Genomic DNA, 13,470 nt, shown 5'->3' with positions numbered 1-13,470 from the left:
ATCCCCGCTAAAACTCATTATGCTACAACCATTTGCGCTACAACCCTCTGTACTACAAACTATAACCAAAGCGTCAGGCCATTTTCTGGAACTTTTTTTACTTGCTCTGCCAGGGTTTCTCCATCAGGAAACACAAGGTCTGGTGCAATTTCTGCAAGTGGATAAAGCATGAATTCACGCTGTTTTAATCCATAGTGGGGAACTGTCAAGCGTTCAGTGCTGATGATGTGATTGCCAAACAGCATGATATCCAAATCGAGCGTTCTGGGTCCCCAGCGTTCATCCTTGCGTACACGTCCTTGCTCCCGTTCAATCGCTTGGGTGTGATCAAGCAAGGTTTCTGCGGATAATTGGGTTTCCAGTATGACGGCAAGGTTGAGGTAATCGGGTTGATCTTGTGGACCCATTGGCTTGGTTCGGTAAAAAGATGACTGAGTAACAAAAGTGGTATCAGGGATCTTTTTCAAGGCAGCAAGTGCGTCATTGACTTGCTGCAAAGGATCAGCCAGATTACTGCCAATAGCGATATAGACTTTAGTCATATTAGCCATTGTTCCTGTTCTGACGAAAATGCCCACTACGGCGAGGGCGTGTTCTGCGGCGCAGGGGTTCATTGCCCAGTTCTGATATCATTTCGCGCTGTTGTGAGGGGGTTGACTGTTGGAATCCACCCCACCACTGCACCAGTTCTTTCAGCTCATGGCGTGGCTCAATGCTGGCGCGCAATTCCAATAAATCATACGCTGCCCGGAACTTCGGATGCTCCATCAATTTATTTGCCCGTTTTCCCTGACGACGCGGCAAGCGAAGCTGGAGTAACCAGATATCACGCATAGTTGTGGTATGGCGTTTCGGGATCGCAATGGAGCGGCACTGTTCATCAAGAATATCATTCATGGCTAACGCAAAGGCGTCGTAATACTGTAAGCCGCCTTCTTGTGTCAGTTTTTCCGCGTGTTCAATCAATGGATACCATAGCATGGCTGCAAATAAGAAAGCGGGATTGACTCGCATATCTTTTTGCAAGCGAAGATCGGTATTTTTCAGCACTTGTACCAGCAGCTTTTCCATGGGTGAATGACCACCTTGGGTGAGACCACGGTGAATAAGCGGGAACAATGGCTGGAACAGATGATATTCGCGCAGCAGTTTATAGGTCTTGTAACCCTGTCCTGACTGTAACAGTTTCAGGGATTCTTCAAACAGACGTGCAGCCGGAATATCTTTCAACAGGAATGCAAGGCGTGGAATCGGCTCAGCAGTAATGGGATCGATGGTCATATCCAGTTTGCTGGCAAAACGGACAGCCCGCAGCATACGCACAGGATCTTCCCGATAGCGGGTTTCTGGATCGCCAATCAGGCGAATGATACCCGCGTCCAAATCGGCCATACCGCCAACGTAATCCCGCAGGGCGAAATCTTCGATACCGTAATAGAGGCTATTGATCGTAAAATCGCGCCGAACAGCGTCTTCTTCCACTGAACCAAAAATATTATCACGCAATAACATGCCGCTTTGGGCTTTGTGTGACTGGTTGCGGTCACTGCTTTCAATTTGCTCATGTGACCCACGGAAAGTGGCGACTTCAATGACATCAGGGCCAAACATGATATGGGCAAGGCGAAAGCGGCGCCCGACAAGACGACAATTGCGGAACAGTTGGCGAACTTGTTCGGGAGTAGCATTGGTTGCTATATCAAAATCTTTGGGTTTTTTGTGCAGCAGTAAATCACGAACTCCGCCACCCACCAAATAGGCTTCAAAGCCTGATTTATTCAGGCGATACAAAACCTTTAGGGCATTATCGCTGATGTCCTTGCGTGAAATTGGGTGCTGCTCTCGTGGGATCACCGTGATCGGGGAGTCCGAAGGCGTTGCCTTGGCGGATTTTTTCTTCATTTTGTCGTTTTCGGCATGTGATGAAGATGAATGATTCCTTTTGCGACGTTTACGCAGAGGACTGCTCTCTGTTTGAGCAGAATGGTCAGAGACGGTGACTGGCCTTTCACTGACTGCCTGTATATTGCGCTTTGCACTGTGATCGCGGATGAGCAAATTACGGCAGAAAGTTGCTACTCGGTTAAAAATGGTACACCTCGGTAGTGACTGATCAATTAAAACAAAAAACAGCCGCCAATCATAACTTACTGGACATTTTTTGAGAATGCTTACAGTACCAATAGAAAGACTTTATTTAACTAAGTCTATCGCTATGTTTTTTGGCGGAACTGCGTTTATATTCCAACCGACGATAGCTTGCTGTAGCAATTGCTCTGTTGTGAGATCCTGCCAGCCTGCAATAGTCGGTTGATTTAAAAATGATAACGCATCAATAAGCAATGGCCTTGGATCGCCCAATGGGATCGGCAAGGCATGATTTTGCTTAGAAAGTTTATTTCCCTCTTTATTGAGTACGAGAGGTAAATGTACATAATCCGGCGTTGCAAAATTCAGGCGCTGATACAAAGATAGCTGGCGAACCGTGGGTTCCATTAAATCAGCGCCTCTGACAATTTCAGTGATGCCTTGATAGTTATCATCAATAACAACGACAAGATTATAGGCAAATAAACCATCTTTGCGATAAATAATGAAATCTTCTTCGGCCATTTCAGTAGACACTGTGATAGGGCCTTGTAACTTATCGTCAAAACCATAAACCGGATGGTGCTGTTTTAGACGAATTGCCGTGTTGTGCTCTGGCCGGTGTAAATGGCGGCAATGCCCATTATAAACTCCCCCCAATTGTTGGATGCGTTGGCGAGTACAGGCGCAGTAATAGCTATCTCCTTGCTGTTTTAATTGATCGAGGATGGCACGGTAAGCATCATGACGTTGGGATTGATAGAGCACGTTGCCATCCCAGTAAAGCCGGTAATGCTCAAGGGTTTTCAATATGCTATCGGCTGCGCCGGGAATTTCCCGTGGAGGATCAATGTCATCAATACGCATCAGCCATTTTCCCCGACAGGCACGGGCTTGTAGATAGCTGCCTAATGCAGTCACCAGGGAACCAAAATGGAGATCGCCAGAAGGGGATGGGGCAAAGCGCCCGATATATAATGGGGAAGGTTCAGATTGAGTCATAACAGGTTCAATATAGGGTCATACGGCGCTATCTAGCGCCGTACTTAACCCTATTGGTTAGCCAGCCATCTGTTTTTCACGAATTTCGGCCAATGTCTTGCAATCGATACATAAGTCGGCAGTCGGACGAGCTTCTAAACGGCGGATACCGATTTCCACTCCGCAGGCTTCACAAAAGCCAAAATCCTCTTCTTCGACTTTTTTCAGCGTTTTTTCGATCTTTTTGATCAACTTACGCTCACGATCACGATTACGTAATTCAAGACTGAACTCTTCTTCTTGCGCCGCACGGTCAACTGGATCAGGGAAGTTTGCTGCCTCATCTTGCATATGAGATACAGTACGGTCTACTTCATCCCTGAGTTGATTGCGCCATGCTTCCAGAATCAGCTTGAAATGCTTTAACTGGGCATCGTTCATGTATTCTTCGCCTGGCTTTTCCTGGTAAGGTTCTACCCCAGCGATGGCGAGAATGCTTAAGGACGAGGTTTTACGTTTTTGCCCTTCTTGCATAATGCTTCTCCTTACACACGCACTATCAAACGGCCCCCAACAATAGGGGGAAAAAAATAGGCCGCTATAAATAGCAGATGACTGCGAGGTTGGCAATTGTTCCTGCCATTAGTTTTGCAATGGTGTGAAGGCTGACATGTTTATTGCCTAAATATGTTGCAAAACCACCCCTATTAGCATGATCTGTTTACAAATTATCCTATTGATACAAAAGGTAATTTGTCACTTATAACCATCCCGTTTTCTGTCATGCTGGCCTTATAACAAATTACTTCGACCCCTGATTGGCATGCTTGTTCCAAAAGAACAGCATAATCATGGTCAATATGTTTTGCTGCCGCAACCTGACTGACTCCAGAATGTAAAACAGCAAATAACAAGACAGCTCGCTGGCCTTGTTGTGCTATCAATGATAGCTCACGTAAATGTTTTTGCCCTCGAATTGTGACAGTATCAGGAAAATATCCATAATTTTCCTGTAATAATGTGACTGATTTGACTTCAATATAGCAGTCAACGCTTTGTTTTGATTGTAACAATAAATCGATACGGCTCTTCTCTTGACCATAGCCAATTTCACGATGAATTTGCTCATATCCAGATAATTCTGAAATAGCATTCTTTTCAATAGCTTGATAGACCAAATCATTGGCTCTGTGGGTATTGACACAGATCCAGTGCCCGGCTTGGGTTTGGGTTAATTCCCAGCTATTCGGGTATTTGCGTTTGAGATTGTCGGATGTGGAATACCACACCGTATCTCCTGGCGTGGCACACCCTGTCATGGCACCCGTATTGGCACAGTGTATCGTGAGTGTTTCTCCTTCTGGTGTGAGGATGTCCGCAAGAAAGCGTTTATAGCGGCGGATTAGGGTAGCGGGTTTCAAGGGCGGTGAAAATTCCATAAACGTTCCTTCATAACCAGTGGGAGGATGAAACCAAAGGTGCTAATGCTACAATGACATCCATTGAAAGTTAATTCATTATGGTGATCCTTTGTCATTACCCATTTGTGATTTATTGCCTATTTATGACGTAGTGGAAACCGTGATTGCTGCATTGCAAACATCCAAGCAAGTGTTACTGCACGCACCAACGGGGGCGGGAAAATCGACCGGATTACCATTGGCGATTTTACAGCAATCACAATTGCCAGGGCGTATTATTATGCTGGAACCGCGGCGTATTGCTGCACGTAGTGTGGCGGAACGCCTTGCCGAACAACTTAATGAGCCTGTTGGCATAACCATCGGTTACCGAATGCGTTCGGAAACCAAAGTCAGTGCATCAACCCGGCTTGAAGTTGTGACCGAAGGGATCTTGACGCGAATGTTGCAACAAGATCCTGAATTGAACGGTGTTTCGCTCGTGATCCTTGATGAATTTCATGAACGCAGTTTACAGGCCGATCTGGCTTTGGCACTGTTGCTGGATGTGCAGGAAGGGTTACGTGATGATTTGCATCTCTTAGTGATGTCGGCAACATTGGATAACCAGCGCCTTTCTTCTTTATTACCCGATGCGCCTGTGATTGTGTCAGAAGGACGTAGCTATCCGGTCACGAGGTCGTATCATCCTCTTTCCCCTCATCAATCTTTTGAACAGTCGGTTGCATCGGCGGTATTGCGGTTATTGCAGCAGGAGACGGGATCGCTGTTGCTGTTTCTGCCTGGTGTCGGCGAAATCCAGCGAGTTCTGTCGCAATTGGCAGGCAAGATCAATGACGATACGCTGTTGTGTCCATTATATGGTGCATTGTCGTTGTCGGAACAACGCAAAGCCATCGCGCCAGCTCCGGTGGGAATGCGTAAAGTCGTTCTCGCCACCAATATTGCCGAAACCAGTTTGACGATTGAAGGTATCCGGTTAGTGGTAGACAGCGGACTAGAACGTACCAGCCGATTTGAGCCGAAAAGTGGCCTGACCCGCTTAATGACCCAACGCATTAGCCAGGCATCGATGGTTCAGCGGGCAGGGCGGGCAGGACGATTGGAAGCGGGCATTTGCTGGCATTTATTTAGTCAGGAGCAGGCAGAAAGAGCCAGAGAGCACAATGAACCGGCGATCTTGCATTCAGACCTGAGCGGTTTACTGCTCTCTTTATTGCAGTGGGGATGCCGTGACAGCACCCAACTTCATTGGTTGGATAATCCACCTCAACCCGCATTGACGGTTGCAAAATCCCTGTTGCAGCGACTGGGAGCGTTGGGTGACAACCAGCAACTGACTTCCCGTGGTTGGCAAATGGCCGGCTCCGGCAGTGAACCGCGTTTGGCTGCGATACTGTGTTCAGGTAAAGAAAGGTGTTTAAGTAAAGAAAATAAAGAAAACGGAAGCACAGAACAAAACCGTGCAGCATTGGTAACGGCAGCGAAATTGGTTGCCATTCTGGAAGAGCCTCCGCGTCGTGGACAGCCCGATCTTCTTTATTGGATGACGACGGATCAGCGCCATTGGCTGCAACGAGCCAATCAACTCGTCAGAAATTTTGCCGATCACCGGGCGGATAAAAATAAAGCACAGCGCCTGCCAGATAATTCGGAGGATCTCAGGTTAGATCTGGTGCCTGAACTCTTGGTGCAAGGGTTTCCAGATCGGATTGCCAAAAACCGCGATCATCTTGGACGTTTTCAGTTAGCCAATGGTTTGGGGGTGGCGCTAGAGCGTGAAGAGCCGCTTTCGGGAGAGGCTTGGTTGGTGACTCCCTCGTTACAGCAGGGAAGTCACCATCCTGATGCGCGGGTTTTACTGGCTTGTTCGCTGGACATTGAGCAAACCATAAAACAACACGCTCTTCTGTTTACTGAACATACAACTGTAGAATGGGATGATAACCGAGGATCATTGCGGGCATGGAAGCGTTTGCAATGTGGGCGATTAGTGGTCAAATCACAGCCATTGGCAAAACCGTCGGCAGCGGAATTACGGGAAGCCTTGCTCAATTGGGTCAGGCAGGCAGGATTGTCGGCGTTGAATTGGTCACAGGCAGCGTTGCAGTTGCGCATTCGCCTGCAAAGGGCGACAGAATGGTTACCGGAAGTGGAATGGCCTGCGGTTGATGACGAAGCACTGTTAGACTCCCTTGAACAGTGGTTGCTTCCGGCTTTGGGAAATGTTGATGATTTAAAAGGGTTGCGCCAGATTGAGTTGTCCTCCTGTTTGATGGGATTACTTGATTGGCAGCAACGGCAAATACTGGATAATGAATTGCCTACTAATTACACTGTGCCAACGGGGAGCAGGATCACTATCCAGTATTTTCATGATAAACCTCCTGTACTGTCAGTCAGAATGCAGGAAATGTACGGAGAGCAGCAAAACCCGGTATTGGCGAAAGGGCGAGTTCCGGTTGTCATTGCGTTGTTATCCCCAGCCCATCGTCCATTACAGATCACGCAAGATCTCGCCGCGTTTTGGCAAGGAGCGTATCGTGAAGTGCAAAAAGAGATGAAAGGGCGTTACCCTAAACATTTGTGGCCAGATGATCCAGCCAACACAGCACCGACCCGGAGCGTGAAAAAACAGATGTAATGGTTTGTAGTTATATGACTGTATTTAATCAATATTTGGAGAATTCGGTATGTCTGATGATGATCGTCAGCCAATCGGACGCAAGGGTAAAAAATCAGGACATCGTCGTGGGCGAGCATCGAAAAAACGCGATCGGCGGGATGATTATGATGATTATGAAAATGATGATTTTGACGACGATGAGGATGAAGTCATGACGAAAAAAGGGAAAAGCGCCCGCAGTGCTAACGCCCGCCCGCCTAAAAGGGGAGGGCACAGGTTTTTGTGGTTACTGCTAAAAATCTTTATTGTGCTGGCGGTACTCATTGCCATTTATGGTTTTTATCTGGATAACAAAATTCGCGAACGTATTGACGGAAAAGTCTGGGATTTGCCGGCCGCCGTGTACGGACGGATGGTTAATCTTGAACCTGGCATGAATTACAGCAAGGACGAAATGATCCACTTGCTGGAAGGCATGCAGTATCGAAGAGTGACCAAAATCACCCGTGCAGGTGAATTTGTGGTCAGGGGAAATAGCATAGAGATGCTACGCCGCCCATTTGATTTCCCGGACGGTAAAGAAGAGCAAATTCAGGCACGACTCACTTTTGAGAATAACCACCTTGGCGGCATTGAAAACATGGAAAACCAACGTCAGTTTGGTTTTTTCCGCCTTGATCCCAAATTGATCACCATGATGCAATCGCCGAATGGTGAACAACGCCTGTTTGTCCCGCGTTCGGGCTTCCCTGATTTGCTGGTTCAGACGTTGCTGGAAACAGAAGACCGTTATTTTTATGAACATGATGGGGTCAGGCCGCTTTCCATTGCTCGTGCGTTTTTGGCTAACTTGGTAGCGGGACGTGCGGTGCAGGGGGGAAGTACCCTGACGCAGCAATTGGTGAGAAACCTGTTCCTCTCCAATGAACGTACTTTTAGCCGTAAAGCGAATGAAGCCTATATGGCGTTGCTGATGGATGCGCGTTATAGCAAGGATCGTATTCTGGAATTGTACCTGAACGAAGTTTATCTGGGGCAAAGTGGCGATGGGGAGATCCGTGGCTTCCCACTGGCGAGCCTGTACTATTTCGGGCGCCCGGTTGATGAACTGAGTTTGGATCAGCAAGCGTTGCTGGTGGGAATGGTGAAGGGGGCTTCGTGGTATAACCCGTGGCGCAATCCCGGTGCCGCATTGGAGCGACGTAATATCGTTTTGAAAATCCTCCAGAACCGAAAAGTCATCGATCAGGAACTGTATAACCTCCTCAGTGCCCGTCCGTTAGGGGTAAAACCGAAAAGCGGGGTGATTACGCCGCAACCCGCCTTTATGCAATTGGTTCGACAGGAATTGCAGGAAAAGTTAGGTGATAAAATCAATGACTTGTCCGGGGTGAAAATCTTTACTACCCTCGATCCGGTTTCGCAGGATGCGGCGGAAAAATCCATTGAAGAAGGGGTTGCGGCTCTGCGAAAAACGCGCAAGATTAATGATCTGGAAGGCGCGATGGTCGTTGTTGACCGTTTCAGCGGTGAAGTTCGCGCGATGGTTGGTGGTTCCCAGCCACAATATGCCGGATTTAACCGGGCATTGAATGCGCGTCGTTTGATTGGTTCCCTTGCTAAACCCGCCACTTATCTGACGGCATTGAGCCAGCCGGATAAATATCGCCTGAATACCTGGCTGGCGGATGAACCGATCTCTATCCCTCAGGCGGGTGGAAAGCCCTGGGAGCCGAAGAACTTTAGCCGTACTTTTAGTGGGCGTGTCATGTTGATTGATGCGCTAGCGCGTTCAATGAATGTGCCGACCGTGAACTTGGGGCTGGATGTTGGGTTAGATCGCATTGCCAGCACCTTAATTTCACTTGGCATCCCCGCGAAAGAGATCCAACAGAACCCTTCTATGTTGTTGGGCGCAATTAACCTGACGCCAATGGAAATGGCGCAAGAGTTCCAGACGATTGCCAGCGGAGGTAATCGCGCGACACTCTCAGCGTTGCGTTCCATCATTGCAGAAGATGGTACGGTGATTTACCAGAGCTATCCTCAGGCTGAACGCGTTGTGCCGCCACAGGCCGCTTATCTGACGTTATACGGTATGCAGCAGGTTGTGGCGCGAGGCACAGGGCGTTCACTGACCAGTCAATATGGTAAATATCATCTGGCAGGTAAGACCGGAACAACGAATGATCTTCGTGATAGTTGGTTTACCGGCATTGATGGCAAAGAAGTAGCGATTGTTTGGACGGGACGCGATAACAATGGCCCAACCAACTTAACCGGAGCGACGGGCGCACTGACGATTTACCGCCGTTATCTGGAAAATGAAACCCCACTGGAACTGAATAATCGCTTACCGGAAGGTATCGTGGAGATGTCCGTCAATGACGATGGCAGTTTCAACTGTGAAGGCAGCGGAATCAGAGTCTTACCGGTTTGGACTGATGATCCACAGGGGCTATGCCAGCAATCGGTGCAACAGCCTATAGAGGATAATGAAAAAGAAGCGCCTGGCTGGTTACGTGAGATGTTTGGTCAGTGATAATTTATTGATAAGTAATAAAATAGCGTCCCATACGAAAATGAGTGGGGCGCTATCAGTAAATAAGACAGAAATGCGTTGAATTTTACTCATCATTACTTAGTTTTACCCGATTTGGTTTTTAATTTAAATAACTATATAAACCTGAACTTCGCTTAAGAAAGGAAAGACAAAAGGGAACTAAGTGCCTGAGGCACGATCAAAGTTTTTGCTTAGAAAACAAAATCGTGGGGATCCTCAGGCTATGACTACTTTAGAAGAACTTTTCTGTTGCGTCGATGACTTTTGCCAAAAATTTATTCCCCTTTGGGAACAACAGCTCATTGAGAATAATCAGCTCAAGCGTCATCGCGCCACTTCCCTGTCTCTCAGCGAAATAATGACTCTCCTCATTTTATTTCACATGAGCCATTATCGTCATTTTAAAGCGTTTTATACTGAGTATGTGCAACAATACCTCAAAGCAGATTTCCCCAGTCTGGTGAGCTACAATCGAATAATAACATTGAAGAAAAGAGCCCTTATTCCGTTATGCGCTTTCCTTTCTTCACGCAAACAAAAATCACACGGCATTGCCTTTATCGATTCCACTAAAATCGCGGTCTGCCATAACCTGCGTATTTCTCGCCATAAAGTTTGAGGGTGTCGCGCAGCGAGGAAAAACCCGCACAGGATGGTTTTATGGCTTTAAACTCCATCTGATTATTGATGATTGCGGTGAGATTTTATCCGTTAAATTAACCCCGGAAAATGTTGACGACCGTCAGCCGGTAAAGGAATTAGTCAAAGGTTAACCGGGCATCTCTATGGTGACAAAGGCTATTTATCCCAAGTGTTATGCGATGAACTGAAAGAGGAAGGGCTTACGTTAATCACGGATGTTCGCCGTAGTATGAAAGCCAAATTTTTATCGCTTTGGGACAAGGCGATGTTAAGAAAACGGTTTTTGATAGAAACGGTGAATGACCAATTGAAAAATATTTCTCAGATAGAACATTCAAGGCACCGAAGCGTAGTCGGCTTTTTACTGGAAATAGTCTCAGGACTGATTGCTTATATATTCCAGCCGAAAAAGCCGAGCTTAGGTTTACGTGACCATGAAATTGCGATGCTTAAACAAAGTTGAGGTTATCTATATGAGCGATGGTTGGAAAAGTGACGAGAAAGCGTTGGCAGGGAAACTCCATGTGGTCAGCAAGCGTTATACCCAACGTATTGAGAGGCATAACCTGTATTGCTTGCCATCACCCAGTTGCGAGGAAAGCACACTCGCCGTAATCGGACCAACACCGGGAATAGTCATCAGCCGCTGCCCGGTATCATCCTGAGCAATCTCTTGTGGCAAGGCGGTTTCAATCTCGGTGATTTGTTCAACCAAATAGTGATAATGCGCCTGCAATGGATATGAAAGGAATGCTTGCCAAGATCGATGCCAATCAGTGCGATGGTGTAAAGTGAAAGACCGTTGCTCATTAAGACAAATTGGCGGCCGAATGTCATCGTCAGAAAATAGATGAATTAGGCGACCCACGGCTTGCGCTTGATTAATATGTCGATTTTTCGGCACTCGCTGAGGCGGTTGACCGCGCGGTGCCCCGCATTGTTTCTTCTAAAGGGGGACGCACGCCGTTCCCCACGGAGATGATGGTTCGCATCATTATCCTGAAACATTTCCATCATCTTTCCGATGAAAAAATGGAATATCAATTGCTTGAACGAATGAGCTGGCAACGTTTTTGTCGTTTGACCGATGTCATTAATATCAGGCCAACATCAGAAACCCTAAAGAAATTAAGTGCGTTTCTGATGTTGGAATAGCGTCAATTAACCCCGCTTACCACTCCCCGTAGGGGTATTTTTTCCCTTTGATAAAGTCTTTGATATATTTTGGGTAATCATCTCCATAGCCACTGGAGTGTTTTGTTTTTCCCTGACATACCGTCATCTTATCGCCGAAAACGGATTCACCGGTAGCAACCAAGATATTATCACCGTTGTTTTTATCAATACCTCGTAGCCAAGCGCGAGCTGTACCACTAGGTGCTAACCCAATAAAAATTCTCTCTCGGTAGTCTGGTGGGTAACCTTCATAACCTGGATAGGTAGCTGGTTTTCTCATTAATTGTCTTACCTCTGACGTAAAGTCAAATGTTGTTTGGTAGGATTTTTTATCAATCACTGAATCCCAGCAAACTGTCAATGACCGAGGCAGGGCTTCACCATGATTGTTAATTCCACTAGAGCCACCCCCTAGTTTTTTATTCCATGTGGTTACACTACGATAATTTGAATCGGCACCATCAGGCATAAATTTTTGCACAATATAATTATCTTCATCCTGAAATTGAACGAAACTAATACTGACAGGAAAATATTCCGGAGTGATAAATTGAAATCTCCATTTCTCATAAGGCAATGGCTCACTATGGCGCACAATAGGCTTGTCATTGACTACCCGTTTTCCGGGCGGATAAGACTGGCAGGCGGTTAACCCAAATATCACGCCTAAGCTCAGTAACAAAGTTAATGTTTTTTTGTTTTTCATTATGAAATTTCCTGACCGGTAATATTAAAGATGGCTCAGTGCCATTGTTCACAAGGGAGGTTCACAAAACTGACTAACTTGTTGTGAATGATTGAATCAGGCCAACATCAGAAACCCTAAAGAAATTAAGTGCGTTTCTGATGTTGGAATAGCGTCAATTAACCCCGCTTACCACTCCCCGTAGGGGTATTTTTTCCCTTTGATAAAGTCTTTGATATATTTTGGGTAATCATTTCCATAGCCACTGGAGTGTTTTGTTTTTCCCTGACATACCGTCATCTTATCGCCGAAAACGGATTCACCGGTAGCAACCAAGATATTATCACCGTTGTTTTTATCATAACCTGGTAACCAAGCGCGGGCAGTTCCACCCGGAGCTAACCCAACAAATATTGTATCCCGATAGAATATACGCCCTTTCACTCTGCGCCCGATATAGGGTTCACGCATCACTTGCCAGACATCGGGGGTAAATTTAAAGGTTGTCTGATAAGACTTTTTATCAATCACTGAATCCCAACAAACTGTCAATGACCGAGGCAGAGCCTCACCATAGTTTCGAATACCACTACCCCCTCCTAAGCGTTTATTCCAACTATTCAAACTTTCATAATCTGGGTTTGCACCATCTGGCATAAATTTTTGAACAACATAGTTATCTTCATCCTGAAATTGGACAAAACTGATGCTTACAGGGAAATATTTCGGCGTGCGCAATTTAAACCACCATTTCTCATAAGGCAATGGCTCACTATGGCGCACAATAAGCTTGTAATTGACTACCCGTTTTCCGGGTAGATAAGACTGGCAGGCAGTTAATCCCACTGTCACACTTAGACCCAATAATAGGACTAATGGTTTTTTGTTTTTCATTATGAAATTTCCTGACCGGTAATATTAAAGATGGCTCGGTGCCATTTTTCACAAGGGCGGTTCACAAAACTGACTAACTCGATGAAACCTACACCTCCCTCAATTTGTTCATCTTTGATTACCACACTATTCCAATGGGATGAGCAATGAACATATTTAGTCTGGATCAACGCTAACTCTTCGGCGCTAAAAGGGGTTAATGGCTGGCCTTGCCGGACTGCTCGTCCTTGTTTAATGGCTTTTTCTGCTAATGAAGTAAGCTCCGGGGGCAATTTATAATCATCATCTTTCTCACTGGGTTTACCAAAAACGGCACCTGCTTCTTGTGCAGCATCCTGCATTACCAACATCACAACCTTAGACCAGTCATTGGTAATCTCACGGTACAATACCG

At 46.4% G+C, this 13,470-nt stretch carries 10 protein-coding genes and 4 pseudogenes; 5 read left to right on the top strand and 9 right to left on the bottom strand.

Features of this window, described 5'->3' with window-relative positions; translation table 11 throughout:
- Positions 1 to 59 precede the first annotated feature (59 nt).
- The 5 genes from folK to sfsA form a co-directional block, all read right to left on the bottom strand.
- Positions 60 to 542, bottom strand: coding sequence for a 2-amino-4-hydroxy-6-hydroxymethyldihydropteridine diphosphokinase (gene folK / locus Xkoz_RS09620; RefSeq protein ID WP_099141954.1), 483 nt, complete (start codon positions 540 to 542; stop codon positions 60 to 62).
- A gap of 1 nt (position 543) precedes the next feature.
- Positions 544 to 1,902, bottom strand: a complete 1,359-nt coding sequence (pcnB, locus tag Xkoz_RS09615; RefSeq protein ID WP_244183443.1) for a polynucleotide adenylyltransferase PcnB — start codon at positions 1,900 to 1,902, stop codon at positions 544 to 546.
- A 291-nt stretch (positions 1,903 to 2,193) separates the two neighbouring features.
- Entirely contained in the window at positions 2,194 to 3,090 is an 897-nt protein-coding gene (gluQRS, locus tag Xkoz_RS09610) for a tRNA glutamyl-Q(34) synthetase GluQRS (protein WP_099141952.1), read from the bottom strand.
- Between the two features lie 57 nt (positions 3,091 to 3,147).
- A complete protein-coding gene (gene dksA / locus Xkoz_RS09605) occupies positions 3,148 to 3,603 on the bottom strand; it encodes an RNA polymerase-binding protein DksA (protein ID WP_099141951.1) in 456 nt (151 codons plus the stop codon).
- Between the two features lie 194 nt (positions 3,604 to 3,797).
- Complete coding sequence (gene sfsA / locus Xkoz_RS09600; protein ID WP_099141950.1) at positions 3,798 to 4,508, bottom strand: DNA/RNA nuclease SfsA; 711 nt, start codon at positions 4,506 to 4,508, stop codon at positions 3,798 to 3,800.
- Between the two features lie 91 nt (positions 4,509 to 4,599).
- On the opposite strand from sfsA, the gene hrpB reads away from it, so the two are divergent.
- The 4 genes and pseudogenes from hrpB to Xkoz_RS09580 all read left to right on the top strand — a co-directional run.
- Positions 4,600 to 7,134 carry an ATP-dependent helicase HrpB gene (gene hrpB / locus Xkoz_RS09595; protein ID WP_099141949.1) on the top strand — a complete coding sequence of 845 codons (2,535 nt, stop codon included), beginning with the start codon at positions 4,600 to 4,602 and terminating at the stop codon, positions 7,132 to 7,134.
- 49 nt (positions 7,135 to 7,183) lie between these two features.
- On the top strand, positions 7,184 to 9,658 hold the full coding sequence (gene mrcB, locus Xkoz_RS09590) for a bifunctional glycosyl transferase/transpeptidase (RefSeq protein ID WP_099141948.1): 2,475 nt from the start codon (positions 7,184 to 7,186) through the stop codon (positions 9,656 to 9,658).
- 244 nt (positions 9,659 to 9,902) lie between these two features.
- Positions 9,903 to 10,784: pseudogene (locus Xkoz_RS09585) on the top strand (IS982 family transposase).
- Between the two features lies 1 nt (position 10,785).
- A pseudogene (locus Xkoz_RS09580) lies at positions 10,786 to 10,890 on the top strand (IS1 family transposase); the annotation flags it as partial.
- Here Xkoz_RS09580 and Xkoz_RS09575 read toward each other — a convergent pair.
- Positions 10,890 to 11,057: pseudogene (locus Xkoz_RS09575) on the bottom strand (transposase); the annotation flags it as partial. The pseudogenes Xkoz_RS09580 and Xkoz_RS09575 sit on opposite strands and share 1 nt — an antisense overlap.
- A 191-nt stretch (positions 11,058 to 11,248) precedes the next feature.
- On the opposite strand from Xkoz_RS09575, the gene Xkoz_RS21890 reads away from it, so the two are divergent.
- Positions 11,249 to 11,476: a transposase gene (locus Xkoz_RS21890; RefSeq protein ID WP_208615239.1), complete on the top strand. Its 228-nt coding sequence runs from the start codon at positions 11,249 to 11,251 to the stop codon at positions 11,474 to 11,476.
- Positions 11,477 to 11,492: 16 nt separating this feature from the next.
- Here Xkoz_RS21890 and Xkoz_RS09565 read toward each other — a convergent pair whose 3' ends face one another.
- From Xkoz_RS09565 to Xkoz_RS20825, 3 genes and pseudogenes are all read right to left on the bottom strand, one after another.
- Positions 11,493 to 12,203 (bottom strand): DUF2931 family protein, encoded by a 711-nt coding sequence (locus Xkoz_RS09565; protein ID WP_099141947.1) that lies wholly within the window; start codon positions 12,201 to 12,203, stop codon positions 11,493 to 11,495.
- Positions 12,204 to 12,371: 168 nt separating this feature from the next.
- On the bottom strand, positions 12,372 to 13,076 hold the full coding sequence (locus Xkoz_RS09560; RefSeq protein WP_099141946.1) for a DUF2931 family protein: 705 nt from the start codon (positions 13,074 to 13,076) through the stop codon (positions 12,372 to 12,374).
- A pseudogene (locus Xkoz_RS20825) lies at positions 13,076 to 13,470 on the bottom strand (hypothetical protein); the annotation flags it as partial. The pseudogene Xkoz_RS20825 and the gene Xkoz_RS09560, both read right to left, overlap by 1 nt.

The organism is Xenorhabdus kozodoii (assembly GCF_002632875.1).
Classification (GTDB): domain Bacteria; phylum Pseudomonadota; class Gammaproteobacteria; order Enterobacterales; family Enterobacteriaceae; genus Xenorhabdus; species Xenorhabdus kozodoii.
This window is presented reverse-complemented; position numbering and strand designations above follow the sequence as displayed.